This is a genomic window from Escherichia sp. HH26CH, from assembly GCF_009820205.1.
GTDB classification, from domain to species: domain Bacteria; phylum Pseudomonadota; class Gammaproteobacteria; order Enterobacterales; family Enterobacteriaceae; genus Escherichia; species Escherichia coli_F.
Genome location: NZ_VNXM01000010.1, coordinates 49,187 through 74,457, shown reverse-complemented (window position 1 = coordinate 74,457; position 25,271 = coordinate 49,187). Strand labels below are relative to the sequence as shown.

At 51.0% G+C, this 25,271-nt stretch carries 22 protein-coding genes; 8 read left to right on the top strand and 14 right to left on the bottom strand.

The window, feature by feature from the left end:
* Positions 1-31: 31 nt before the first annotated feature.
* The 3 genes from gntT to gntX all read right to left on the bottom strand — a co-directional run bounded on the left by gntT (position 32) and on the right by gntX (position 3,017).
* Positions 32-1,348 (bottom strand): gluconate transporter, encoded by a 1,317-nt coding sequence (gene gntT, locus FQ015_RS01895; RefSeq protein WP_001131758.1) that lies wholly within the window; start codon positions 1,346-1,348, stop codon positions 32-34.
* 351 nt (positions 1,349-1,699) lie between these two features.
* A complete protein-coding gene (gene nfuA / locus FQ015_RS01890; RefSeq protein ID WP_000619389.1) occupies positions 1,700-2,275 on the bottom strand; it encodes a Fe-S biogenesis protein NfuA in 576 nt (191 codons plus the stop codon).
* Between the two features lie 58 nt (positions 2,276-2,333).
* Complete coding sequence (gntX, locus tag FQ015_RS01885) at positions 2,334-3,017, bottom strand: DNA utilization protein GntX (protein WP_001355000.1); 684 nt, start codon at positions 3,015-3,017, stop codon at positions 2,334-2,336.
* A 37-nt stretch (positions 3,018-3,054) separates the two neighbouring features.
* Here gntX and bioH point away from each other — a divergent pair, with 37 nt between their 5' ends.
* Complete coding sequence (gene bioH / locus FQ015_RS01880) at positions 3,055-3,825, top strand: pimeloyl-ACP methyl ester esterase BioH (RefSeq protein WP_160523632.1); 771 nt, start codon at positions 3,055-3,057, stop codon at positions 3,823-3,825.
* 219 nt (positions 3,826-4,044) lie between these two features.
* Here the strand turns inward: bioH and rpnA are convergent, their stop codons facing one another.
* From rpnA to greB, 6 genes are all read right to left on the bottom strand, one after another.
* Complete coding sequence (gene rpnA, locus FQ015_RS01875; RefSeq protein WP_039020614.1) at positions 4,045-4,926, bottom strand: recombination-promoting nuclease RpnA; 882 nt, start codon at positions 4,924-4,926, stop codon at positions 4,045-4,047.
* A gap of 202 nt (positions 4,927-5,128) precedes the next feature.
* Positions 5,129-5,365: a [Fe-S]-dependent transcriptional repressor FeoC gene (gene feoC, locus FQ015_RS01870; RefSeq protein ID WP_000157586.1), complete on the bottom strand. Its 237-nt coding sequence runs from the start codon at positions 5,363-5,365 to the stop codon at positions 5,129-5,131.
* Complete coding sequence (gene feoB, locus FQ015_RS01865) at positions 5,365-7,686, bottom strand: Fe(2+) transporter permease subunit FeoB (RefSeq protein ID WP_000737014.1); 2,322 nt, start codon at positions 7,684-7,686, stop codon at positions 5,365-5,367. The genes feoC and feoB overlap by 1 nt, the downstream gene beginning before the upstream one ends.
* A gap of 16 nt (positions 7,687-7,702) precedes the next feature.
* A complete protein-coding gene (gene feoA / locus FQ015_RS01860; protein WP_001200455.1) occupies positions 7,703-7,930 on the bottom strand; it encodes a ferrous iron transporter A in 228 nt (75 codons plus the stop codon).
* A gap of 456 nt (positions 7,931-8,386) precedes the next feature.
* Positions 8,387-10,708, bottom strand: a complete 2,322-nt coding sequence (locus FQ015_RS01855; protein ID WP_160523631.1) for a Tex family protein — start codon at positions 10,706-10,708, stop codon at positions 8,387-8,389.
* Between the two features lie 96 nt (positions 10,709-10,804).
* Positions 10,805-11,281: a transcription elongation factor GreB gene (gene greB / locus FQ015_RS01850; protein WP_000856744.1), complete on the bottom strand. Its 477-nt coding sequence runs from the start codon at positions 11,279-11,281 to the stop codon at positions 10,805-10,807.
* Positions 11,282-11,508: 227 nt separating this feature from the next.
* On the opposite strand from greB, the gene ompR reads away from it, so the two are divergent.
* The 5 genes from ompR to FQ015_RS01825 all read left to right on the top strand — a co-directional run bounded on the left by ompR (position 11,509) and on the right by FQ015_RS01825 (position 16,215).
* Complete coding sequence (gene ompR / locus FQ015_RS01845) at positions 11,509-12,228, top strand: osmolarity response regulator transcription factor OmpR (RefSeq protein WP_001157751.1); 720 nt, start codon at positions 11,509-11,511, stop codon at positions 12,226-12,228.
* The gene (envZ, locus tag FQ015_RS01840) at positions 12,225-13,577 is read left to right on the top strand and encodes a two-component system sensor histidine kinase EnvZ (RefSeq protein WP_001253705.1); all 1,353 of its coding nucleotides are present in this window, start codon (positions 12,225-12,227) and stop codon (positions 13,575-13,577) included. Before ompR ends, envZ begins: the two co-directional genes overlap by 4 nt.
* Before the next feature lie 163 nt (positions 13,578-13,740).
* Positions 13,741-15,024: an SMI1/KNR4 family protein gene (locus tag FQ015_RS01835; protein ID WP_032185310.1), complete on the top strand. Its 1,284-nt coding sequence runs from the start codon at positions 13,741-13,743 to the stop codon at positions 15,022-15,024.
* 37 nt (positions 15,025-15,061) lie between these two features.
* Positions 15,062-15,592 (top strand): hypothetical protein, encoded by a 531-nt coding sequence (locus tag FQ015_RS01830; protein ID WP_000617564.1) that lies wholly within the window; start codon positions 15,062-15,064, stop codon positions 15,590-15,592.
* Positions 15,589-16,215: a hypothetical protein gene (locus tag FQ015_RS01825; protein ID WP_001087953.1), complete on the top strand. Its 627-nt coding sequence runs from the start codon at positions 15,589-15,591 to the stop codon at positions 16,213-16,215. The genes FQ015_RS01830 and FQ015_RS01825 overlap by 4 nt, the downstream gene beginning before the upstream one ends.
* Before the next feature lie 52 nt (positions 16,216-16,267).
* Here FQ015_RS01825 and pckA read toward each other — a convergent pair whose 3' ends face one another.
* On the bottom strand, positions 16,268-17,890 hold the full coding sequence (gene pckA, locus FQ015_RS01820) for a phosphoenolpyruvate carboxykinase (ATP) (protein ID WP_001298201.1): 1,623 nt from the start codon (positions 17,888-17,890) through the stop codon (positions 16,268-16,270).
* Between the two features lie 378 nt (positions 17,891-18,268).
* Between pckA and FQ015_RS01815 the strand changes: the two genes are divergently transcribed.
* The gene (locus tag FQ015_RS01815) at positions 18,269-19,993 is read left to right on the top strand and encodes a DUF4153 domain-containing protein (protein WP_160523630.1); all 1,725 of its coding nucleotides are present in this window, start codon (positions 18,269-18,271) and stop codon (positions 19,991-19,993) included.
* A 133-nt stretch (positions 19,994-20,126) separates the two neighbouring features.
* Here FQ015_RS01815 and hslO read toward each other — a convergent pair whose 3' ends face one another.
* The 4 genes from hslO to igaA all read right to left on the bottom strand — a co-directional run bounded on the left by hslO (position 20,127) and on the right by igaA (position 24,310).
* On the bottom strand, positions 20,127-21,005 hold the full coding sequence (hslO, locus tag FQ015_RS01810) for an Hsp33 family molecular chaperone HslO (RefSeq protein WP_024218688.1): 879 nt from the start codon (positions 21,003-21,005) through the stop codon (positions 20,127-20,129).
* Between the two features lie 24 nt (positions 21,006-21,029).
* Positions 21,030-21,431 (bottom strand): ribosome-associated heat shock protein Hsp15, encoded by a 402-nt coding sequence (gene hslR, locus FQ015_RS01805; protein ID WP_000660487.1) that lies wholly within the window; start codon positions 21,429-21,431, stop codon positions 21,030-21,032.
* Positions 21,432-21,441: 10 nt separating this feature from the next.
* The gene (yrfG, locus tag FQ015_RS01800) at positions 21,442-22,110 is read right to left on the bottom strand and encodes a GMP/IMP nucleotidase (RefSeq protein WP_038988568.1); all 669 of its coding nucleotides are present in this window, start codon (positions 22,108-22,110) and stop codon (positions 21,442-21,444) included.
* Between the two features lie 64 nt (positions 22,111-22,174).
* Entirely contained in the window at positions 22,175-24,310 is a 2,136-nt protein-coding gene (gene igaA / locus FQ015_RS01795; RefSeq protein WP_160523629.1) for an intracellular growth attenuator protein IgaA, read from the bottom strand.
* 319 nt (positions 24,311-24,629) lie between these two features.
* On the opposite strand from igaA, the gene nudE reads away from it, so the two are divergent.
* Entirely contained in the window at positions 24,630-25,190 is a 561-nt protein-coding gene (gene nudE, locus FQ015_RS01790; RefSeq protein WP_000045742.1) for an ADP compounds hydrolase NudE, read from the top strand.
* The last annotated feature ends 81 nt before the right edge of the window (positions 25,191-25,271 follow it).

Below are 25,271 nucleotides of genomic sequence, written 5' to 3'. Positions count from 1 at the left end.
CCGGATGCGATGCATCCGGCAGTCAGTGTTATCAAATCACCATATTCAGCAGCAGACAGCCTACCAGACCGCACACCGAGATAATGGTTTCCAGCATCGACCAGGACTTGATGGTCTCGCCGATAGTCAGGTTAAAGTACTCTTTGAACAGCCAGAAGCCCGGATCGTTCACGTGAGAGAAAATCACACTACCGGAACCAACCGCAATAACCATCAGTTCCGGGCTAACACCCGTCGTTGCAATTAGTGGTGCCGCGATACCCCCCGCAGTGATTGCCGCAACGGTTGCGGAACCCAGCGCGATACGCAGTACGGCGGCAATCGACCAGGCCATCAGCAGCGGAGAAATGTTGGTTTCGTGCATCATGGAAGCAATGTATTTGTCCACGCCGCTGTCTACCAGCACCTGCTTGAACGCACCGCCACCACCGATGATCAACAGCATCATCGCGATGATTTTGATGGAAGAAACCAGCGTGTCGTTAATCTGATCCATTGAACGACCACGGTTCAGACCAAAGGTGAACATCGCAATCAACACGGCAATCAGCGTTGCCATTACCGGGTCACCGAGGAACTCCGCCACTGGCAGGAAAGCGTGACCTTTCGGCAGGATCATTTCGGCAATTGCACGCATCGCCATCAGCACAACCGGCACCAGAGAAGTCCAGACGCTGACGCCAAAGCTTGGCATCTCTTCTTCGCTGAAGGTTTTCGCGCTGTACAGACCTTCCGGGATTGGCTTATCGATACCTTTCAGCACGCGAGCGTAAACCGGACCCGCGAGAATAACGGTTGGGATTGCCAGAATAGTTCCGTACAGCAGGGTCTTACCCATATCGGCATTGAAAATGGTGGCAATCGCAGTTGGGCCCGGATGTGGCGGCAGGAAGCCGTGGGTCACAGACAGCGCAGCCGCCATTGGTACACCAACATACAGCAGCGGAATATTCGCGGAAGCCGCGATGGTAAACACCAGCGGCAGCATTAGCACGAAGCCCACTTCATAGAACAGGGCAAAACCGACAGTAAAACCGGTTAACACTACCGCCCATTGGATGTGTTTTTTACCAAATTTGGCAATCAGCGTGGTGGCGATACGCTGTGCACCACCGCAGTCTGCCAGCATTTTGCCCAGCATCGCGCCAAAACCCATGATCAGGGCAAGGCTACCGAGCGTCCCGCCGACACCAGCTTTGATGGAGCCAATAACTTTATCCAGCGGCATTCCCTGCATTAATCCAACAGCAAGCGCCACGAGGACGAGAGCGATGAATCCGTTCATTTTGAAGCGGATCATCAGGAGCAACAACAAGATTACACCGATAGCAACAATGACTAATGGCATGATTTACCTGGCCTTTCATTTGTTATGGGTAACGTCAATTTTCTGACGACAAACTCTAATTATCCCAATCGGGAACAGAGATATTGCGGCACCACGACTGATACCCACTAAAACTAATTATTGTAGTCAGATGTCAGGAGTATGTTTGGTACCCACGTGAATGATACGGGTAACATCTGGCGTTTGAGAATCACCAGAGCGGGGTAAATTTAAATTATGAGAGGTTGGTCATATTATCGCGGGGAAACGTAGGGACTGGATTTGCCGAGGCAATGTAGCGCCAACGCCTGGCAGACGGCCCGATAAGAAGCTTTAGCGTCGCACCGGGCAATCTATAAAAGAGAGGATAACTTAGTAGTAAGAGTGTTCGCCGCGCTGGTGTTCGGTGAGATCGCGTACACCTTTCAGCTCCGGGAATTCGTTCAGCAGCTGCTTTTCGATCCCTTCTTTCAGCGTCACATCGACCATTGAACAACCGTTACAACCGCCGCCAAATTGCAGAATGGCGTAACCGTCTTCGGTGATTTCCATCAGCGAAACGCGACCACCGTGACCGGCAAGCTGTGGGTTGATCTGCGACTGCAGCATATACTCCACGCGCTCCATCAGCGGCGCATCGTCAGCTACTTTGCGCATTTTGGCGTTCGGGGCTTTCAGCGTCAGCTGAGAACCCAACTGGTCAGTAACAAAGTCGATCTCTGCATCTTCCAGGTAAGGCGCGCTTAACTCATCAACATACGCGGTCAGCAGGTCAAATTTCAGGGCAGTGTCGGTGGCTTCCACAGCGTCCGGCGGACAATAAGAAACACCACATTCAGCGTTAGGCGTGCCAGGGTTAATCACAAATACGCGGATTTGTGTCCCTTCTTCCTGATTTGCCAGCAGTTTGGCAAAGTGCGCTTGTGCAGCATCGGAAATACGGATCATAGTAATGGCCTAATAGTTGACTATTTTAGTTGGTTATAATACGCCCATCATCGAGGCTCTACAAGGTTCGACAAAGGCACCAGACCTGGACAGTCGCCGCACCATTGCGTAAAAGCAACTGCGCAATCTCTGCGACGGTACTTCCGGTGGTAACGACATCATCCACTATCACCATATGGCGACCTTGCACCGGCAATTCAAGGCGAAAGGCATTTTTCAGGTTGCGTTTGCGCAGCCGGGCGCTAAGAAAATGCTGGGTCGCAGTGGCCCGTGTACGTGTGACGGCTTCGCTATCCCATTGGCAGTGCAACCAGCGTGATAACGGCTGACACAGCAAATCGCTCTGATTAAATCCCCGACGCCAGTGACGCCGCTGCCATAACGGCACGCTGATGATGCGGTCCGGCAATTGCAAACCGGTGGCGCGACGAGCGTGTAAGACTTCCAATAGTAACAGACGTGACAGGGCGCTGGCGATTTCGCAACGCCGGGAAAACTTAAGCTGGTGGATGAGCGGACTTAACGGCGGTGCATAGTCGGCAACCGTGACCAGTCTTTGCCACGGCGGTGGTTTTTGCAGGCAGCGACCACAGGGAAGATGGGAGTGTGTTGCGGGTAATCCACATTGTGGGCATAACGTTTTATCTGTACGGGTGGCGCGAGAGCATACCGAACAAATCCCCCAATGACCTAACGCCAGGGGCATTCGGCATAGCCAGCATAATCCCGGTACTGTTAGCATATGTTCATCCTTGTAAGTAAAAAGAGAACAATAGCGGATGAATAACATCTGGTGGCAGACCAAAGGTCAGGGGAATGTTCATCTTGTGCTGCTGCACGGATGGGGACTGAATGCCGAAGTGTGGCGTTGCATTGATGAGGAACTTAGCTCGCATTTTACGCTGCATCTCGTTGATCTGCCCGGCTTCGGGCGCAGCCAGGGATTTGGTGCGATGTCACTTGCTGATATGGCCGAAGCCGTGCTGCGACAGGCTCCGGACAAAGCTATCTGGTTAGGCTGGAGTTTGGGCGGACTGGTGGCAAGCCAGATTGCGTTAACCCATCCCGAGCGGGTTCAGGCGCTGGTCACCGTGGCGTCGTCGCCATGTTTTAGTGCTCGTGACGATTGGCCGGGGATCAAACCGGACGTGCTGGCAGGTTTCCAGCAGCAACTCAGTGACGATTTTCAGCGCACGGTAGAACGGTTCCTTGCGTTACAAACCATGGGTACAGAAACGGCACGCCAGGATGCGCGAGCGCTGAAGAAAACCGTTCTGGCGTTACCGATGCCGGAGGTCGACGTGCTTAATGGCGGGCTGGAAATTCTGAAAACGGTCGATCTCCGTCAGCCGCTGCAACACGTACCAATGCCATTTTTGCGATTGTATGGTTATCTCGACGGCCTGGTGCCGCGCAAAGTGGTGCCGATGCTGGATAAACTCTGGCCACACAGCGAGTCGTACATCTTCGCCAAAGCGGCCCATGCGCCGTTTATTTCGCATCCGGACGAGTTTTGTCACCTGCTGGTGGCGTTGAAGCAGAGGGTGTAGACAGCTTTTGAAATGGCGAGACAGAACTTTACTGGCTCGCCGCAGCCAACTCCTCTTCTGACACCCCGGTAAAACGCATGATGTCCGCAAGAGGGACTCCGGATTACAGCATTCTTTTGGCGATATCCAGGGCTTCCAGGCGTCGACCCAATAAATAACCAATCAGGTAACTAATAAGATATTCTCTTTCTGTATCCGTCATTAAAACCATCCTTTACGTTATTGATGATTTATTTCAGCAAGGTCTTCAACCGTCAGGCTGGTAAATCGCAGAACGTCCTCAAGAGGGACTCCGGCATCCAGCATGGTTTTGGCGATAGCTCGTATACCTTTCTGAAACCCTTCTTGCCGCAATCTTTCCGCAATAGTCATTAAACTCTCCTTGTGTTTCGGTGAACGTTTGGCAACGCCGTCGATAAAATCGTTAAAACGTACCGCATCGCCGGTTTGTAGTATGTAATTAAACAGCCCTTTGATTTGTCTGTCATTAGCGTATCCACTACTTAATAAGCAGGCCATTTGCTCTACTAGCCCCATCAGGTCGCGTTGACGTATATGTTTTTGGATTAACTCCAGCAGCGCCATACGTCGGTGCTGCATGATTTCATCATCAGGCATGACAGTGACATCAATCAGCGGGAATGCAGAGGCATAAAGCTGTCTGGCCAGTTTGGGATCGGCGAAACAATCCAGCCAACACAGTGAATAGGGATATGGGCTTTCAATGCCGTGGTAAAACAACAATGGCACCACCATCGGCAACGTTTTGTATCCGGCATCCAGGTGATTTTGCATTGCGGCAATGGCGTAGCGCATCATGCGAAATGCGATCAGTTTGTTTGAGGTGCTTTGATGTTCAATCAGACAATAGATGTATCCTGGTCCTTGTTCCGTTTTCACCGACCACAGCACGTCGGAATAGCTTTCACGCAGATCGTCATCAATAAAGCTGCTCGACTCCAGCTTTAGGGTTTTCATATCACAGAGCGCGTGAATAGGTGCCGGTAAATGGAACGCAAGAAAATCGCGCGCCGTCTCCGGTTGGCGTAAAAAGAGTTTGAACAGCGCATCGTGTGGGGTGGAACTCTGCTTTTTGCTCATGGCGTTCCTTCACCTGTTGTTTGAATGTCGCGACTCTACGCGCCACTCCACACCTGTGCATTAGCGAGTTTTCAACTCTGCGAGACGCTTTCAGAGGAACTTACGTTGTACTGCAAGAGTTGCATTTTTATGGAAAGCCGCACGCAAAAAAGCCCGGATGCAAACGCATACCGGGCTTTTCAAAACAGGTAGTAAAACAAGGTTAACGTAACGCCCACCACTCACGCAGACAGGCTTTGCCTTCCGGGCAGCTTTTACAACTGCCAGAGAGGCAGCCGTCAGGTTCTTCCTGAATTCGCACGGCTTTGCCCATACTTTCCAGCTGTTGCAGCATGGCGTTAATCATGGGTTGCGGAGTGTTCAATGTCTGGCTTATCTGGGCCGCTTCCATACGGCCCCGTAATGCCAGCAAATCACGCACCTGAATAAGTGAAGCCATTAATGGCAATCACCGGTGGTGCTGGCTGCACAGCAACTGCTTACCGATTTGCGTGTTGCCAGCAGTTCGATATCGACCCGGCTACGCGCGCGACGCAGCAAACCGATAACCACGATGTTAAACAGGATAACCGCCAGAATGCATACCAGGCTGTAGGTTGGATGCTGGCTGTAGCTGGCGACCTGATAGAACAATGTTGCCAACGAGTAAGCGATATTTAGCCCCCACAGGATGGAGAAGCCCATCCAGCCACGGCTGGATTCACGCGCGATAGCACCCATCACCGAGATACACGGTACATACAGCAGAACGAAAATCAGGTAGCTGTAAGCAGCTGCTGCGCTTCCAAATTTCTGATCCATCACGCCCATCGCTCCGGTACCCATTTCGCCGTCGCCTTTGCTCGCTTCAATGGGGTTCATCAGTACGCTAAGACTGAAGGTGTCTTTCAGGCTCTGCCAGGTTTCATCTACCGCGCTGAATAGCTCTTCACCGAGGTTAAATTCCGCCGGATTGAACTCTTCGTCCTGAATATTTTCTGCGGTGTAGAGGGTGTTGAGCGTACCCACCACCACTTCTTTCGCCATTGCGCCTGTAAACAGGCCAACAGTTGCCTGCCAGTTATCTTCATGTACGCCAATCGGCTTGAAGACCGGGGTGATCACCCGGCTGACGGAAGCCAGCGCCGAGTCGTTGATGTTATCGACGATTTTCCCGCTCAGAGAGAAGCTGTTGAAAGCGCTCAGGAAAATGCTGACGATGATAATCACTTTACCAGCACGCAGAACGAAACCTTTCAGACGCTGCCAGGTCTGGATAATCAGGCTTTTAACGTGTGGTACATGGTAGACCGGTAGCTCCATGACAAACGGCGTCGCTTCACCGCGCATGATGGTGTACTTGAGCATCAGGCCAGTCAGTACCGCCATCACAATACCGAGCATATACAGCGAGAATACCGCCAGTGCGCCGTTCTGTCCGAAGAAGGCGGCCGCAAATACTGCGAAGATGGCCAGACGTGCGCCGCAGGACATAAACGGTGCCATCATAATGGTCATCAGGCGTTCACGCGGCGCATCAAGCGTACGCGCACCCATTACCGACGGTACGTTACAACCGAACCCGACGATCAACGGTACAAAGGATTTCCCGGGCAAGCCCAGCGCCTGCATCAGACGGTCCATCACAAACGCCGCACGCGCCATATAGCCGGAGTCCTCGAGGAAGGAGAGGAACAGGTACATCATGCCGATCTGTGGCACCAGTGGCAGAACGGTGTTAATACCGCCACCCAAGCCCTGGGCGAGGAAGATAGTCAGCCAGTCTGGGAAGTGGAGCGTGTAGCCAATCCACTGAATACCATGCACAAATAGCGCCACGGAGCCGACGTCAAACAGCGGCTGTAACGCCCCGCCGATGTTGATAGCCAGCAGGAACATCAGGTACATCACAAAGAGGAAAATCGGCAGACCGAGGAAACGGTTGAGCACGATTTTATCTACCGCAGTGGTGAAACGGCTGGGTTCTGCCGTCAGGGTGTTGCTTACCACATCACAGATGGCAGCAATGCACTGGTAACGCGCATCGGCAATATGCAGCGCCGGATCGTCCATCTCATTACGCAGACGGGCGAGGGCGGCATCAAGATGCTGCGACGCTTCACCGGCGTAGGCGCGGCTGTAGATATCGCCTTCCAGCATTTGCAGGCCCAGCCAGCGACGTTGTTTGAGCGGGATGTCGGAAGGCATCACTTTTGCCAGTGAATCTGCTTCGTTGAGCAGCGGCTGTGCGTAATGCACCAGTTCCACATTCTCGTTAGCTTTATAGCGATCAATCGCCAGCTTGAGCGCTTCAATACCGCGACCACGAGTTGAAACCAGCGGGATCACCGGGCAGCCAAGACGCGCCGACAGAGCATCAATTTCAATGCGAATATTTTGCTTCTCGGCAATGTCGAGCATGTTCAGCGCCACGATGCAGGGAATGCCGAGTTCCAGCAGTTGTAGCGTCAGGTACAGGTTACGCTCAAGGTTAGACGCATCCACCACGTTAATCAGCAGGTCAGCGTCGCCACTCAAAATGTAGTGACAGGCGATTTGCTCATCGAGCGAGGTCTGCGATGAGATGGTGGTCAGAGAATAGGTGCCGGGGAGGTCCACCAGCGTGACCTGATGATCGGTGGTGGAGAATTGCCCTTCTTTACGTTCGACGGTAACGCCAGCCCAGTTACCTACACGCTGACGTGCGCCAGTGAGCTGGTTAAATAAGGTTGTCTTGCCAGAATTTGGATTACCAATTAAGCCAATGGTTAATTTTTTCATTGTTGTTATCACCGTATTAACAGGAAACCGCTTCCACTTCTAATAAGGCCAGATCTTTTTTGCGTAATACCAGGCTCACACGACGGGTTTCGATATGAATGGGGTCGCCAAGTGGAGCGACGCGCACCACATTAAAAGAGGAGCCAGGTAACATGCCAAGAGAAAGCAGTTTTTGGCGATATGCCGGGCTGATTTCACGGGAAAAGCCAGTGATTTTCCACGCAGTATCTGGAGTGTATTGCATAGGTGCCTACTTGTTTCTCATTAACTGGATAACTACCTCATGGGGCGTTTGACAGCGACATGAGACCAGATGATTTGCCAACGAGGGAGAGATTAAATAATCAACAACACAATGATAATGAGAATGGTTTCTATCAGCAATACTTAAAATGTGTGCGAATGTTGGTTTAGATAATAATCTGCGTGAATGTTGATGTGGCTCAAGGTTATATCGCAGCGAAAATATAATTCGAATGGCGAATTATCAGGGCGGGTTAATGTTTAATTAAGGTTTCAGTTGTTAATGAAGTGATAAATATTGACGAAATATAGTGTGAGTTTCGTTGTGGAATAAAAATGCCGGAGATATTCTCCGGCATTTTTATGTCAGGCATGGCGTTTATTGCCAGATGCGGCGTGAACGCCTGATCTGGCCTACGATCTTGTGCAAATTCGAACCGTAGGCCAATCAGGAGGTTTAACGTTTTTTGCCCATTGCCGCCGCCAGCGCATCCATCATCGCGCTGTTACCGGCAGGCTGCGCTTCACGACCGCGTGGTTTGGCTGCCGGGCGGTTGTTTTGTGAACGTTCATTACCGCCGCTGCGACGGGCGTTGGTTTCGCCAGGCTGCTCGTCCAGACGCATAGTCAGGGCGATACGTTTACGCTGAAGATCCACTTCCAGCACTTTCACCTTCACAATGTCGCCCGCTTTCACCACGGTATACGGATCTTCCACAAACTTGTTCGACAATGAAGAGATGTGAACCAGGCCGTCCTGATGCACGCCAATATCGACAAACGCGCCAAAGTTGGTGACGTTGGTCACCGCACCTTCGAGGATCATACCCGGTTGCAGGTCGTTCATTGTCTCGACGCCATCGGCAAACTGGGCGGTTTTAAATTCCGGACGCGGATCGCGACCCGGTTTTTCCAGCTCTTTGATGATGTCGGTTACCGTCGGCACACCGAATTTCTCATCAGTAAAGTCAGACGCTTTCAGGTTACGCAGTTCGCTGCTGTTACCCATCAGATCTTTCAGTGCCTGCTGTGTTGCTGCCAGAATGCGTTCCACCACCGGATAGGCTTCCGGGTGAACAGTAGAGGCGTCCAGCGGGTTGTCACCGTGGTTAATGCGCAAGAAGCCTGCGCACTGCTCGAAGGCTTTTGGCCCCAGGCGGCTGACTTTTAACAGTTGCTGGCGGTTCTGGAACTGGCCGTTCTCATCGCGCCAGGCCACGATGTTTTGCGCCATCATGCGCGTCAGGCCCGCCACGCGGGTTAACAGCGGAACGGAAGCGGTGTTGAGATCGACGCCAACGGCGTTTACGCAGTCTTCTACTACTGCATCCAGTTTGCGGGCCAGTTGCGTCTGGCTGACGTCATGCTGATACTGACCTACGCCGATAGATTTCGGATCGATTTTCACCAACTCCGCCAGCGGATCCTGCAAACGACGGGCGATAGACACCGCGCCACGCAGCGAAACATCGAGATCCGGGAACTCCTGCGCCGCCAGTTCGGAAGCCGAGTAAACCGACGCGCCTGCTTCGCTGACGATCACTTTCTGTGCAGTCACTTTCGGAAACTGCTTCTGAACGTCGAGATAGAAACGCTCGGTTTCGCGGGAAGCCGTACCGTTACCGATTGCCACCAGTTCAACGTTATGTTTTTCACACAAGGCAGCAACGGTCATCGCTGCTTTTGCGGCTTGTCCGGTGTGCGGATAAATGGTGTCGGTCGCCACCAGTTTACCCGTCGCATCGACTACCGCCACTTTTACCCCGGTACGCAGACCCGGATCGAGGCCCATCGTTGCACGCAGTCCGGCAGGGGCCGCCATCAGAAGATCGTGCAGGTTACGGGCAAAGACGTTGATTGCTTCATCTTCCGCGCGTTCACGCACTGTGCCCATTAGTTCGGTTTCCAGATGCATCAGCACCTTGATGCGCCACGTCCAGCTCACCACGCCTTTGCGCCAGCTATCCGCCGGGGCATTGTTCAGGCGCAGGCCAAGGTGATCCATGATGATTTGCTCGCAATAGCTCTCTTTTGGCGGCTCATCGAACTGCGGATCGGCATTCAGCGAAAGTTGGAGTACGCCTTCGTTACGCCCACGGAACATCGCCAGCGCGCGGTGAGAAGGCACCGTTGACAGCGGTTCGTGATGATCGAAATAGTCGCGGAATTTCGCCCCTTCCTCTTCTTTACCGTTCACCACCGTAGAAACCAAATGCGCGTTCTTCCACAGATAATCACGCACTTTCGCCAGCAGCGCGGCATCTTCGGCAAACCGTTCCATCAGGATATAGCGTGCGCCGTCCAGCGCGGCTTTAGTATCTGCTACGCCTTTATCGGCATCAACATATTGTGCAGCGGCGACTTCTGGCGTGTGTGACGGATCGTTCCACAGCAGGTCGGCCAGTGGCTCAAGTCCTGCTTCAATGGCGATTTGCCCGCGGGTGCGGCGTTTAGGTTTGTAGGGCAGGTAGAGGTCTTCGAGTTCGGTTTTGCTTAAGGTGGCGTTAATAGCATTCGCCAGCTCGTCGGTCAGTTTGCCTTGCTCGGAAATGGACTTGAGGATTGCCTGACGTCTCTCTTCCAGCTCGCGCAAATAGCTCAGACGCGTTTCCAGATTACGCAGCTGCGTGTCATCCAGACCGCCGGTGATTTCCTTACGATAACGTGCGATAAACGGCACGGTATTCCCTTCGTCAAGCAGGCGAACGGCAGCGTCAACCTGTTCCGGGCGCGCCTGAATTTCACCCGCAATAATGCGGCAGAACGAATCATTCATCATGGTTTGAGTTCATCTTTTCGGATCAAAAATCAGGGGATAGTTATACGGACTGGCTGGCAAAAATGCCAGCCATCGGCAGGAGGTTAAGACTCTTCCTTACGGTTTCACGTACTCGATAGCATTAACATACCAGCTCGCTTCCCCGGCAGGGGTATTCACCACCGCCAGATCGCCCACCTCTTTTTTCAGCAATGCGCGAGCCATCGGGGAATCGATAGAGATGTAATCTTTACGGCCAAAAATTTCATCGTAGCCGACAATACGGAAACGGTGAGTCACGCCATCGTCGTTTTCAATCTCCACCCACGCGCCAAAAAAGACTTTGCCTTCCTGTTGCGGGGAGTAATCGACGATTTTGAGATTTTCCATGCATTTAGTGAGATAGCGCACGCGACGGTCGATTTCACGCAGACGCTTTTTATTATACTGATAGTCAGCATTTTCGCTGCGGTCGCCCAGACTTGCAGCCCAGGTCACTTTTTTTGTGACCTCCGGGCGCTCTTCACGCCAGAGATAATTTAGCTCTTGTTTGAGTTTTTCATACCCTTCCCGGGTAACCAGGGGCGTTTTCATCTCGTTGATTCCCTTTGTCTGTTTGATAATGCGCACATTGGGTATAACGTGATCATATCAACAGAATCAATAATGTTTCGCCGAATAAATTGTATACTTAAGCTGCTGTTTAATATGCTTTGTAACAATTTAGGCTGAAATTCATACCAGATTTAGCTGGTGACGAACGTAAGCTTTTTTAAGAATACACGCTTACAAATTGTTGCGAACCTTTGGGAGTACAAAGAATGCAAGAGAACTACAAGATTCTGGTGGTCGATGACGACATGCGCCTGCGTGCGCTGCTGGAACGTTATCTCACCGAACAAGGCTTCCAGGTTCGAAGCGTCGCTAATGCAGAACAGATGGATCGCCTGCTGACTCGTGAATCTTTCCATCTTATGGTACTGGATTTGATGTTACCTGGTGAAGATGGCTTGTCGATTTGCCGACGTCTTCGTAGCCAGAGCAACCCGATGCCGATCATTATGGTGACGGCGAAAGGGGAAGAAGTGGATCGTATCGTTGGCCTGGAGATTGGCGCTGACGACTACATTCCAAAACCGTTTAACCCGCGTGAACTGCTGGCCCGTATCCGTGCGGTGCTGCGTCGTCAGGCGAACGAACTGCCGGGTGCGCCGTCACAGGAAGAGGCGGTAATTGCTTTCGGTAAGTTCAAACTCAACCTCGGGACGCGTGAAATGTTCCGCGAAGATGAGCCAATGCCGCTCACCAGCGGTGAGTTTGCGGTACTGAAGGCGCTGGTTAGCCATCCACGTGAGCCGCTCTCCCGCGATAAGCTGATGAACCTTGCCCGTGGCCGTGAATACTCCGCAATGGAACGTTCCATCGACGTGCAGATCTCGCGTCTGCGCCGCATGGTGGAAGAAGATCCAGCGCATCCGCGTTACATTCAGACCGTTTGGGGTCTGGGCTACGTTTTCGTGCCGGACGGTTCTAAAGCATGAGGCGATTGCGCTTCTCGCCACGAAGTTCATTTGCCCGTACGTTATTGCTCATCGTCACCTTGCTGTTCGTCAGCCTGGTGACGACTTATCTGGTGGTGCTGAACTTCGCGATTTTGCCGAGCCTCCAGCAGTTTAATAAAGTCCTCGCGTACGAAGTGCGTATGTTGATGACCGACAAACTGCAACTGGAGGACGGCACGCAGTTGGTTGTGCCTCCCGCTTTCCGTCGGGAGATCTACCGTGAGCTGGGGATCTCTCTCTATTCCAACGAAGCTGCCGAAGAGGCAGGGCTGCGTTGGGCGCAACACTATGAATTCTTAAGCCATCAGATGGCGCAACAACTGGGCGGCCCGACGGAAGTACGCGTTGAGGTCAACAAAAGCTCGCCTGTCGTCTGGCTGAAAACCTGGCTGTCGCCCAATATCTGGGTACGCGTGCCGCTGACCGAAATTCATCAGGGCGATTTCTCCCCGCTGTTCCGCTATACGTTGGCGATTATGCTATTGGCGATAGGTGGGGCGTGGCTATTTATTCGTATCCAGAACCGACCGTTGGTCGATCTCGAACACGCTGCCTTGCAGGTGGGTAAGGGGATTATTCCGCCGCCGCTGCGTGAGTATGGCGCTTCGGAGGTGCGTTCCGTTACCCGCGCCTTTAACCATATGGCGGCTGGTGTTAAGCAACTGGCGGATGACCGCACGTTGCTGATGGCAGGGGTAAGCCACGACTTGCGCACGCCGCTGACACGTATTCGTCTGGCGACCGAGATGATGAGCGAGCAGGATGGCTACCTGGCAGAATCGATCAATAAAGATATCGAAGAGTGCAATGCCATCATTGAACAGTTTATCGACTACCTGCGCACCGGGCAGGAGATGCCGATGGAAATGGCGGATCTCAACGCAGTGCTCGGTGAGGTGATTGCTGCCGAAAGTGGCTACGAGCGGGAAATTGAAACCGCGCTTTACCCTGGTAGCATTGAAGTGAAAATGCACCCGCTGTCGATCAAACGCGCGGTGGCGAATATGGTGGTGAACGCTGCTCGTTACGGCAATGGCTGGATCAAAGTCAGCAGCGGCACGGAGCCGAATCGCGCCTGGTTCCAGGTGGAAGACGACGGTCCGGGAATTGCGCCGGAACAGCGTAAGCACCTGTTCCAGCCGTTTGTCCGCGGCGACAGTGCGCGCACCATTAGCGGCACTGGGCTAGGCCTGGCGATTGTGCAGCGTATCGTGGATAACCATAACGGCATGCTGGAGCTTGGCACCAGCGAACGGGGTGGGCTTTCCATTCGCGCCTGGCTGCCAATGCCGGTAACGCGGGCGCAGGGCACGACAAAAGAAGGGTAAATAAAACGGGAGGCGAAGGTGCCTCCTGTTTTATTTTGTGCACTCAGTATCTACTGAATGAATACGGTTTCAGACATCGGCACCATACGAAGTAAAGTGTACTGTAAGCTGATTGCAGGCTAGCGTATCCTGATTAGTAAAAGCACACTAAAGGAATAGCTTGATGCAACTTACCAACGAAGAACAAGTACAGATTGCTCGTATAAAAGAAAAAATCCCACGCATTGCCGCACTGGATCCTGAATGTAAGTTATTCGGTTCTGAAGGTTGGAAATATCAATGGCCGAAGCCTGCCAGCGAGGCGGAAATAGCTTCCTGGGAGAAAAAACATAGCGTCACTTTGCCACGGGAATATCGAATTTTTCTTCGCTATATCGCTAATGGCGGTCCGGCACATGCCTACGGTCTTGAATCTTTAGGCGGTACAGATATTTATGGCGATATAACAAAAGAAAGCCCTGTACCGCTTTATATGACGCAGCAGGATGTTGATGTGTTGAATGCTGGCCGTACAGAAGATGATGAAGAATATAGTTTTTTTGACGGCGCATTGACCATTCTCACCCTGGGATGTACTTATGATATTTGCCTGGTGGTGACGGGGCAGTATCGCGGAAGGTTAATGCTGACTGATGGTGATGAAGATTATCCGTTTGATTTTATATATGATAAAAATTTCCTCAACTGGTATGAACGCTGGCTGGACGATTTTATTGCTGGCATGAGTATGAAGGGTTTCGATAGAAGTTTGCCAGGAACGCAAATTCAACTGCGTGAGTGGTTTTTAACTGAGAAAATCCCGGATTTACGTAGATCCATTTTATTCTCGCTATGCCGTTTTCCACAGATAGAACCCGAAACTTTTGCCCTTTGGGAACATGTTTGCCGCACAGAGAATGATAAAGAATTGTGTGAAGAGGCATTCATAAGATTACGCCAAAAAAAAGTTTCTTGTGCTGCAGATATTTTTCGACTCTATTTTACAATGCCAGATGAATTACGTGATATTGCTATTAAAGATCTCCGTTTTGCCTGTAGAGATAGTGTGGTGAATATTGAGGATTATATTCATTCACTGTTAATAATAATGCCTGAACTTGACGATGACACTCTATCCTCAGCTGTCTTTGCTATACGAGAAACAGAGTATAATAAATATGATACTTTTCTGCCGCTTCTCGAACGTATCACTGATGACCGTCAGCAAACATTATTGTGGGCGATGAGTAAGGCGCCTGATTTCAATGAAAGCCGAGGATTCGTTGAGTTGGTATTACCGCTTTTTGCATCATCAAAGATGGAGAATGTAAGGAAGGCTATTTTGTTGCTCATTGAAGTTAAAGATAATCGTATTCCACCATTGGTTGATGAAGCTGCAACTCGTTTCCCTGAACTGACCATTTTACGAGAAAACTACTATCTCAGGACGTGGGGACATAAGCCATAAATTAATGGCTCAGAAATGATCTAACGCGGAGAGAAATATGATCAGGGAACATATTCAGCAAGCGATAAATAATAGGTTAGCATTTGATGGCCCATTCAATGTTGTTCCTGAACCTGCAAGCACTGCGTTTGATGGCCGGATCCCGACATTGAAAAACGGTGTCTGGCAGAAGGCCAGCCCTATGTTGCAGGCGCGTTTTGCACATTGTGGACGTTGGTTAAGCGCTACACATGGAAGCTGGCTAAGTATAAGTGACATGGAAACGCTTTGGCAGGAACACATAGAAGATACGTTTCTTGATGAAATCAAAATGAATGCTGTAGCTTCAAGTGATAATTGGGATAACCATGCCTTGGGACTATTTCGTTCTCATCGCCTGTCACTTTTTGCCGGTAGTGATTACAGTTATGAAATGGTTTTTCTCCTTTGGCTAGATAGTACCGTTGAGCCAGAGGTCTGGGTTTATGACTGCAATGGGGAATCACGTTATAAAGATCTTAATGATTACCTGAATGCATATATTAATGATGACGTAAGCGCCTGTGAGCGCTCCTGGCGAGTAGAATGAATAGCCCCCCTTGCCCCTTTGATCCACAAACCGCACATTACCTCGGTACAGTGCAAATCCACTACAGCCCAACCACCTTCAACGCTGCCGTTAAGCATTATACCTGTTACATTAAAAAGCGTTTTAAAGGGTTTAAATGGGGAATTGGAACCGCTGGCTTATTGGCTATATTGCCCATGATCCCACAATGGTTGAAACCTTCTCATGACTTTAAACTCAACGCAATCAGTACGTTAATTCTTCTATTAATGTTGCCACTCCTCTTATCAATGTTCCTGTTAATCAGCAGAAGAATTAACGATTTTAAGTCAAAAACAAAGCAAGTTACTTTTACGAAACCCGTGCGTTATGCGTTTTATTTCGAGGGAATTGTTTTTTATGAATCTCATCAGCAGGGCATACTTCGCTGGGAAGATTTGTATAGCATTGACTATGAAGAAGATTATTTGTGGCTTTTTCTGCATTTACCGAAGAGTTTTCCCAGAGAAGCGACGAAAGCGTTTTGCGATATTTTCATTCCCGCCAGCGCGATAAAAGCGCAGCCTGAACTGGATACGTTTTTTCGTGAAACACGCCACTCGCTGGATTATCTGTTTGTCCCGTTTAATTCTGACAGAAAATAAAAAATCCCCCGTATCTGGTGAAACGGGGGATTTCGTCGCTTAACTTATCGGATTACAGTTTTGGACCAGCCGCTACCAGCGCGGCACCCGCAGGGGTGTCGGTGTATTTATCGAAGTTGTCGATAAACAGTTTCGCCAGCGTTTCAGCTTTTTCCTGCCACTGTTCCGGAGAAGCGTAGGTGTTACGCGGATCGAGGATTTTAGTGTCTACGCCCGGCAGTTCAGTCGGGATCGCCAGGTTAAACATCGGCAGAGTGAAGGTTTCTGCGTTATCCAGCGAACCGTTGAGGATAGCGTCGATAATGGCGCGGGTATCTTTAATGGAGATACGTTTGCCAGTACCGTTCCAGCCAGTGTTAACCAGATATGCCTGCGCACCCGCCGCTTGCATACGTTTCACCAGCACTTCTGCGTACTGAGTTGGGTGCAGCGACAGGAACGCCGCGCCGAAGCAAGCGGAGAAGGTTGGCGTCGGTTCGGTGATGCCACGTTCAGTACCGGCCAGTTTGGCGGTGAAGCCAGAGAGGAAGTGGTACTGAGTTTGATCGGCAGTCAGGCGAGAAACCGGCGGCAGCACACCAAAGGCGTCTGCGGTCAGGAAGATAACTTTAGTTGCGTGGCCCGCTTTGGAAACCGGTTTAACGATGTTATCGATGTGATAGATCGGATAAGAAACGCGGGTGTTCTCGGTTTTTGAACCATCGTCAAAATCGATAGTGCCATCTTCACGTACGGTGACGTTTTCCAGCAGCGCATCGCGACGGATAGCGTTGTAGATTTCAGGTTCCGCTTCTTTCGACAGCTTGATGGTTTTCGCGTAGCAGCCGCCTTCGAAGTTAAACACGCCGTCGTCATCCCAGCCGTGCTCGTCATCGCCAATCAGGCGACGTTTCGGGTCGGTGGAAAGGGTGGTTTTACCGGTGCCGGAAAGACCAAAGAACACCGCAACATCGCCTTTCTCGCCAACGTTGGCGGAGCAGTGCATAGAAGCGATACCTTTCAGCGGCAGCAGGTAGTTCATCATTGAGAACATCCCTTTCTTCATTTCGCCGCCGTACCAGGTGCCACCAATCAGCTGCATGCGCTCGGTCAGGTTAAACGCCACGAAGTTTTCGGAGTTCAGACCCTGTTCTTTCCACTGCGGGTTAGTGCACTTCGCACCGTTCATAACGATAAAGTCAGGTTTAAAACCAGCCAGCTCTTCATCGCTCGGGCGAATAAACATGTTTTTGACAAAATGCGCCTGCCAGGCCACTTCGGTGATGAAACGGACGGAAAGACGCGTGTCTGGGTTCGCACCACAGAAAGCGTCGACAACGAACAGACGTTTACCGGAAAGCTGTTTGGTCACCAGGCCCTTCAGATGCTGCCAGGTTTCCGGAGAGAGAGGTTTGTTGTCGTTCTTACCTTTGCCTTTATCAGCCCACCAGAAGGTATCGCGAGTGGTATCGTCACGGACGATATACTTATCTTTTGGTGAACGACCGGTGAAGATCCCGGTATCGACGGCAACGGCACCCAGATTAGTTAACACCCCGCGCTCATAACCTGTCAGGCTCGGATCGAGCTCTTCCTGATACAGCAGGTCGTAGCTTGGGTTGTAAACGATATCATGTACGTCACTGATACCATAAGCCTCGAGTTCTTGCGGGGTCAAACCATTGTTAACGCGCATTTCACTGCTCCTTAGCCAATATGTATTGCCTGAATAGTAAAGTCTTTTTGGGGGTGTTAACCGCGACAAGGCTCATAGATTTACGTATCTGGAGAAATTCATATTTGACAAAAAACTCCGTGATTCCTGTCACGAAACGGTTGCTATTATCGCAGAAATAGCATTTTAGGTGTGGAAAATGTTCTTAAAAGGTTAAATCTTGGTTTATATGGCGGGAATATTGTGAGTGGAATCGCATTCCTGAATGAAATTGAAGCAAATTCAATCAGTAAAGTATCGATTCACCACGCTAACTTTTTTTGATTATTTTCTGAAAAAAGCAAAATAGTACTGCCCGGATGCGATAATTAATCCACCTTTTGATTCTGGATAACTAACATGGATAACGTTGAACTTTCACCCGCAACACGCTGGGGGATGATTGCTACCGGATTACTTCAGGGTCTAGTTTGCTACCTACTGATCGCCTGGCTTTCCGGAAAAAATCACAGTTGGATTGTTTATGGCGTGCCTGCGACCGTCGCGTTTTCATCCGTTTTACTCTTCTCCGTGATCTCCTTTAAACAGAAGCGCCTTTGGGGATGGCTGGCGCTGGTGTTTATTGCCACGCTGGGAATGAGCGGCTGGCTGAAGTGGCAAACTGATGGCATGAACCCCTGGATAGCTGAAAAGGCGCTTTGGGATTTTGGTTGCTATCTGCTGCTGATGGCAATGTTGTTGCTACCGTGGATACAACAAAGCCTTCGCATCCGCAATGACAGTAGCCGCTATCGCTATTTTTACCAGTCAGTATGGCATAACGTACTTATATTACTGGTGATTTTTCTCGCCAATGGCCTGACGTGGCTGGTACTTTTACTGTGGGGCGAGTTGTTTAAACTTGTTGGCATCACGTTTTTCAAAACGCTCTTTTTTGCAACCGACTGGTTTATTTATCTCACGTTAGGTCTGGTTACCGCACTGGCGGTGATCCTCGCGCGTACACAGTCACGTTTAATCGACTCTATTCAAAAGTTGTTCACGTTAATCGCCACGGGGTTGCTGCCGTTAGTATCATTGCTAACCCTGATGTTTATCATCACCCTGCCGTTTACGGGCCTGAGCGCGATTTCTCGCCACATCTCCGCCGCCGGGTTGCTGTTGACGCTGGCCTTTTTGCAATTGATTTTAATGGCTATTGTCCGCGATCCGCAAAAAGCGTCACTTCCCTGGACGGGGCCGTTGCGTTGCCTGATTAAAACCGCTCTGCTGGCTGCTCCGCTGTATGTGTTCGTCGCCGCCTGGGCGTTATGGCTGCGGGTCGCTCAGTACGGCTGGACTGTCGACCGCTTGCAGGGCACGCTGGCGGTGCTGGTGTTACTGGTATGGTCGCTGGGGTATTTTGTCAGTATCGTCTGGCGTAAAGGGCAAACCCCTCTTGTTCTTCAGGGCAAAGTGAACCTTGCGGTTTCGTTATTGGTGTTGGTAATACTGGTGCTTCTTAATTCGCCGGTGCTGGATAGTATGCGCATTAGTGTGAACAGTCATATGGCACGTTATCAGAGCGGCAAGAACACGCCAGATCAGGTAAGTCTCTACATGCTCGAACAGAACGGTCGCTATGGACGTGCGGCGCTTGAGTCGCTGAAAAGCGATGCCGAGTATATGAAAGACCCGAAACGCGCACGGGATCTGCTGATGACGTTAGATGGAGAGCAACATCTTCAGGAACAGGTATCGGAAAAAGTATTAGCCGAAAATGTGTTAATTGCCCCAGGCTCTGGCAAACCGGATACGGCATTCTGGTCGGCCTTAATCCAGGATCGCTATAACGTGATGACCTGTATTGAAAAAGACGCCTGCGTACTGGTCGAGCAAGATCTGAATAGTGATGGTCAGGCGGAGCGGATCCTGTTTGCTTTTAATGATGACAGAGTCATTGTCTATGGCTTTGACCCGGCCAGAAAAGAATGGGACGCGCTTGATATGAGTTTACTTCCGAACGAAATAACGAAAGAAAAATTACTCACAGCTGCGAAGGATGGAAAGCTGGGGACGAGGCCGAAAGCGTGGCGCGATCTGACGGTAGATGGTGAAACGCTGGAAATAAACTTAAGCAAATGACAATGCTTTTATCGGATACGACGCTGTATCTGACCAAAATAACTTGCGATTTATTTCATAGGCCTGGTAAGCGCAGCGCATCAGGCCATTACGTCGTAAAATCCGGCAGAGCCCTCTCTGCCGGACATACTCATTAATGAACTTGCGGATCTGCCGGAGACGCGTTGTTGCGGATCTCTGCAATATCCATCGCATTGAACAGATAGTGGTTACCGCAGTAATCACAATGCATGTCAATTTCGCCTTCTTCCGCCAGAATGCTATCCACTTCTTCATCCGGCAGTGTTTTTAGCGCGTCGGCGCAACGTTCACGCGAACAGGTGCATTTGAACTCCACATCCTGCGGATCGTAAACCGTCACCTCTTCTTCGTGATACAAACGCCACAACACTTCGTTTGCCGGTAAGGTCAGCAGTTCTTCGGTTTTGATGGTTTCGGTTAGCGTTGCCAGGTGGTCAAAGTCGTCCTGCTGGGCATTTTGCGCAGGCATTACCTGCAACAACATACCGCCTGCAGCCGGTTTGCCGTCTACGTCGCCGGTGCGAATAAACAGGCGCGTCGGCAGCTGTTCAGAACGCATAAAGTAATCTTCCAGGCAGGCCGCCAGGGTATCACCTTCCAGACCAACCACGCCCTGATAGCGTTCGCCTTCGCTCGGAGTAATGGTGATCACTACGTAACCATTGCCGACCAGCGTTTTCAGGTCGGCATTTTCTGGAATTTCGCCCTGCACGCGCGCCACACCGCGCATCTGCTGTTTGTTGTTTCCGTTGATGACCGCCAGACTCATCGGGCCGTCGCCTTGCAGCTGTACGGTGATATCACCATCAAATTTTAGCGTAGCGGTTAACAGGCTGGTCGCAACCAGCAGTTCTGCCAGCACGTTTTTAACGGGCTGCGGATAATCGTGATTCTCAAGGATCTGTTGCAGGGTTTCCGAAACGGTTACCAGTTCGCCGCGTACGGCAAAGTTTTCAAACAGATAGCGATGTAATTGGTCATGTTGCGGCATAATCATCTCTCTTGCAGGTGACAGTTATTCACTGTCGCCGTGTTTAAATCGTAACAGGTCGCGGCGCTCTTTTTTGTCCGGGCGTCGGTCCGGGTGCGGCATGGTTAAGGCATTAAGTTTACGTGCCAGCGCCATTTTTTCGCGTTTCTCTACACTTTCTGCAGTCTCTTCATACAGCAAGACTGCCTCGCTGGCGGGGCGACGCTGTTCAGTAATCGCCTTTACAATCACCGTTCGTTCGTCATTTCCCTGGCGCAGAGTGAGCGTGGCATTCAGCTCGACGATTTTGCTTGGCTTGCTGCGCTGCCCGTTGTAGTGCACCTTACCGCCTTCGATCATTTCGCGGGCCAGCGCGCGGGTTTTATAAAAACGGGCGGCCCATAGCCATTTATCCAGTCGAACCTCAACAGCAGGTTTTTCTTTCATGGCGTCTCCTTCACATTAGCGAGGGGATCAGGCGGCGGTAGTCATTCAGTGACGGATGGTGCTGATACTGTTTCTCGGCAATCCCGGAGTCAGGATTAGTCACACCGAGGCAGTAACGAATACCAAATTGTGCGGCAGCATCGAGAATCGCTTCGCTGTCATCAATAAACAGCGTTCTTTCAGCTTTCAGACCCGTAGCTTCGGCCACCGCATGCCATAACCGCTGATCCTCTTTCGGATAACCAAATGTGTGGGTGGAAAGTAATAAATCAAGGTGTGCGTCCAGACCGGTATGCTCAAGTTTTACCGCCAGGTTATGCGGATGAGCATTGGTGAGCAAAATTCGTTGCTTACCACTGGCTTTCAGTGCCTCAAGAAACGGAATGGTATCTTCACGCAGCACGGCACGCGGTCCCATCTCAGTGGTCATCGCACAGATATCCAGACCCAGTTGCTCACTCCAGTAATCAAGACAGTACCAGTTTAGCGTATGCTGCACGTCGTGATATTGCTGGCGCATATATTCCATCGCTTCCTGTGGCGTGACCCCGTTTTTCGCCCCCCATGTTTCAGGCACCAGTTTTTGCCAGAAATAGTTATCGAAGGCGAGGTCGAGCAACGTGCCGTCCATATCCAGCAGAACGGTATCTACGTCCTGCCAGGCAATGTTGATATGCATGAGGGAAATCTCCAGAGTGAAGCAATTTGCGCGACAGGGTAGCATAACCTGCCGCGCAAACGTGTTATTCAATAAGGCTTTCTGAAGAGGTAATCAGTTGCGGATTCAGGCAGCTTTCATAATAGGCCTGAATCTCCATCATGCGAGTGCGATGACGCTGGTAACGACGCCATGCCTGTACGCCATTATAGATGGTGCTGCCCAGCATCGTCAGTAGCAAAAGTGTGGTGCTGAGATAGCGCCACAGGCCGGAACGATCCGGGATCGGATGAAGGCCTATATGCTGCGTACCATTGGCGTCGGTGAAGATTTTTGTGACGATGCCTTCGGCGTTAAACGGTGTATGCATCAGCATTTGCGCCAGTTTCTGGAAAGCGTTCCACTGTTCTTGCGGCGGGTAGTCGTAAAGTGATGTTGAAGGCCAGGGTTGATCAACAAAATCGCTGCCTTCGTCGCTGACAATCAGGAATCCGCCGGGGGCCGGACTGTTTAGTGATTGTGCCGCTCGCGCCGTTTCATGCGTGATAAACGGCGCGGTGGAGGTCGCCACCAGGTTATCCAGCGATTCCGCACTCACTGGGCGTAATAACACATTCACGCCATCGAGTTTCCCGGCGTTAGCGCGTTTGACCAGCGCGTCCCAGTCTTTACTGTTGCCGAGATTGACCAGCGCATTTTTCAGTCGCACACAGTCATCTTTGGCAGAACACAGATCCGCTGTCTTCAGTACTATGTCGCCAAAATCATCAAGCAATACCATGCCGGATTTTTGAATTGCTGAACGTAATGAGGCGCTGACGCGAGATTCATCTTCCGGTTTAGGGTGCAGCTGGCGATTAACTGCTTCGGTCAATGCCGTCGCTTTGTTGACCAGTTCAGATTCTGGTAATGGCAATGAGCGGGCGTCATTCCATATGATCTGCGAGCAGTCAAACGGTAAAAAAGGTGAGTTGGTTTTCGCGCTCCAGGTACCGGAAGTGCGAATATTACACATTCCTGTACCGCTAATACGCAATGTATCGCCAACCCGCACGCCAGCGTCAGCCAGTTGTTTCACGCTGGTGGCTTCAATGGTCTGCGCGCCTTTCATCCACGAGAGGGTGAATTTCAGCGGCATATCCAGCGGGATCCAGAATAACAGCATAAACAGCACCAGTAGCGAGCCCGCAGCGATAATCGTACTGCGCAGCCAGTGCTGTAACGGAAAGTTTTTTACTTCATCATGCAGCGAAAGATATCGCCCCTGACGCACTACGTGGCGGTCGAGATAGATATCGATATCGGTTTGTTGGCCGAGATCCTGAGCAATGTAGGGCTGCCAGTGTGCGGGATAGACCAGGTCGATAATACCGAGTGAAATATTGTTGATCTGTTCCTGATCGTTTTCGCCAAACAATCCCCAACGACGGGGTGTACCGCGCAGACAATGAATTTCCCGCAGGGAGGATTTTGCCGGGGGCGCGAATAGCCCCCACAGTCCTGCGCCCAGCAGCAGTAACGCGCCGCCTGCCAGCCACGGAACAAATACATCCGGGGTAATCAGGCAGAAAAAGAACATCAGGAAGGAGGCGACAATCAGCAACGCTTCGCGCAGCCCGCGCGGACGACTTAGCGCATACTCTTCGTGCGTTTCTTTGCGAATATTGAGTAGCTCGATTTGCTCACTCTCTTCTCCGCGAATAGACGCCTGTGTTGACGGAACAGGTTGCAAGGCATAGCCGCGAGTTTCCTGCATGTACTCCTGCAGCGTATGACCGTTGAGTGAAATAACCAGCGGCAGCGAATCGGTATGAATCAGTTCAACGCTATTCTCATCGTTGATGTACTGCTCCCAGAAAGGGGGCAGGTGGACTTCTACCGAATCGAGGTAGTAACGCCATTTATTCGGATCGTCGGTAGAGATGCCGTAACGCGTGATAGCGTGTGTCAGCATCATGACGTTGTTGCTTTCGGCATTCAGCGCCAGAGAGACCGGTGCCGCGCTGGCTCCCGTTGGGCCAGGCACCTGTAATACCTGCGTCAGGCTCTCAAGATAATTTTCAACGGCGCTACGTTCTTCAGGTGTGAGTTTACGCGTTTGCGCATCCGCGAAGGCGTTGGTCCAGGGCAGCTGACGCCGTCTGGATCGCACTTTTATCAGCCATCCCGCAAGTAGTGAGCAGGCCAGCAAAGCAGCTAAAAAAATCACAATGGTGCTCATGCTTTCCCCATCTTACTTAGTCTGTCAGGCGTGGTCAGTCGCACCGGACACAATACATGATTCTGCGGTTGGCTATCGGCAAGCGTGGAGTTTAACTTGAGCATCATTAAGCACATCACAGTAACCGCTGATCATAGCAAACCCTCTGAAGGCGGAATATCAGCAAATTCCTGGAGTTATTTCAACCTATTGACTTTTAATTTGATTTGAGGATGATTATTTAATAAGTTACATAAATGTAAATAACATGCAATTCACATTGCCGAAAGCGTGTCCGATATCGCACAATAACCGCTGATTTCACAGCATAGATCCCACGATGAGCAAATCATTACAAAAACCCACCATTCTGAATGTTGAAACTGTAGCCCGTTCACGACTGTTTACCGTCGAAAGCGTGGATCTGGAGTTCAGCAATGGCGTGCGGCGTGTTTATGAACGAATGCGTCCAACCAACCGGGAAGCGGTGATGATTGTGCCGATTGTGGACGATCACCTGATCCTGATCCGCGAATACGCAGTGGGAACGGAATCCTACGAATTAGGTTTTTCGAAAGGATTAATTGATCCGGGTGAAAGCGTCTACGAAGCCGCTAACCGCGAGCTAAAAGAAGAGGTTGGATTTGGTGCGAACGATCTGACTTTTTTGAAGAAGCTCAGCATGGCACCGTCTTACTTTTCCAGCAAAATGAATATCGTGGTAGCGCAAGATCTCTACCCGGAATCGCTGGAAGGCGATGAGCCAGAGCCGCTACCACAGGTGCGCTGGCCGCTGGCGCATATGATGGATTTGCTGGAAGATCCTGACTTCAACGAAGCACGTAATGTCAGCGCACTGTTCCTCGTGCGCGAGTGGTTGAAGGAGCAGGGGCGAGTGTAAATGCGTGAAGTTTGCCTGATGCACAATGCTTATCAGGCCTGCGAGACTCCTGCAATATATTGATTTTTCTCGATATTTTCA

Excerpts from the sequence above, each read along its gene's own strand:
- gntT (WP_001131758.1), bottom strand. The coding sequence starts at position 1,348 with ATGCCATTAGTCATTGTTGCTATCGGTGTAATCTTGTTGTTGCTCCTG.
- nfuA (WP_000619389.1), bottom strand. The coding sequence starts at position 2,275 with ATGATCCGTATTTCCGATGCTGCACAAGCGCACTTTGCCAAACTGCTG.
- gntX (WP_001355000.1), bottom strand. The coding sequence starts at position 3,017 with ATGCTAACAGTACCGGGATTATGCTGGCTATGCCGAATGCCCCTGGCG.
- bioH (WP_160523632.1), top strand. The coding sequence starts at position 3,055 with ATGAATAACATCTGGTGGCAGACCAAAGGTCAGGGGAATGTTCATCTT.
- rpnA (WP_039020614.1), bottom strand. The coding sequence starts at position 4,926 with ATGAGCAAAAAGCAGAGTTCCACCCCACACGATGCGCTGTTCAAACTC.
- feoC (WP_000157586.1), bottom strand. The coding sequence starts at position 5,365 with ATGGCTTCACTTATTCAGGTGCGTGATTTGCTGGCATTACGGGGCCGT.
- feoB (WP_000737014.1), bottom strand. The coding sequence starts at position 7,686 with ATGAAAAAATTAACCATTGGCTTAATTGGTAATCCAAATTCTGGCAAG.
- feoA (WP_001200455.1), bottom strand. The coding sequence starts at position 7,930 with ATGCAATACACTCCAGATACTGCGTGGAAAATCACTGGCTTTTCCCGT.
- FQ015_RS01855 (WP_160523631.1), bottom strand. The coding sequence starts at position 10,708 with ATGATGAATGATTCGTTCTGCCGCATTATTGCGGGTGAAATTCAGGCG.
- greB (WP_000856744.1), bottom strand. The coding sequence starts at position 11,281 with ATGAAAACGCCCCTGGTTACCCGGGAAGGGTATGAAAAACTCAAACAA.
- ompR (WP_001157751.1), top strand. The coding sequence starts at position 11,509 with ATGCAAGAGAACTACAAGATTCTGGTGGTCGATGACGACATGCGCCTG.
- envZ (WP_001253705.1), top strand. The coding sequence starts at position 12,225 with ATGAGGCGATTGCGCTTCTCGCCACGAAGTTCATTTGCCCGTACGTTA.
- FQ015_RS01835 (WP_032185310.1), top strand. The coding sequence starts at position 13,741 with ATGCAACTTACCAACGAAGAACAAGTACAGATTGCTCGTATAAAAGAA.
- FQ015_RS01830 (WP_000617564.1), top strand. The coding sequence starts at position 15,062 with ATGATCAGGGAACATATTCAGCAAGCGATAAATAATAGGTTAGCATTT.
- FQ015_RS01825 (WP_001087953.1), top strand. The coding sequence starts at position 15,589 with ATGAATAGCCCCCCTTGCCCCTTTGATCCACAAACCGCACATTACCTC.
- pckA (WP_001298201.1), bottom strand. The coding sequence starts at position 17,890 with ATGCGCGTTAACAATGGTTTGACCCCGCAAGAACTCGAGGCTTATGGT.
- FQ015_RS01815 (WP_160523630.1), top strand. The coding sequence starts at position 18,269 with ATGGATAACGTTGAACTTTCACCCGCAACACGCTGGGGGATGATTGCT.
- hslO (WP_024218688.1), bottom strand. The coding sequence starts at position 21,005 with ATGCCGCAACATGACCAATTACATCGCTATCTGTTTGAAAACTTTGCC.
- hslR (WP_000660487.1), bottom strand. The coding sequence starts at position 21,431 with ATGAAAGAAAAACCTGCTGTTGAGGTTCGACTGGATAAATGGCTATGG.
- yrfG (WP_038988568.1), bottom strand. The coding sequence starts at position 22,110 with ATGCATATCAACATTGCCTGGCAGGACGTAGATACCGTTCTGCTGGAT.
- igaA (WP_160523629.1), bottom strand. The coding sequence starts at position 24,310 with ATGAGCACCATTGTGATTTTTTTAGCTGCTTTGCTGGCCTGCTCACTA.
- nudE (WP_000045742.1), top strand. The coding sequence starts at position 24,630 with ATGAGCAAATCATTACAAAAACCCACCATTCTGAATGTTGAAACTGTA.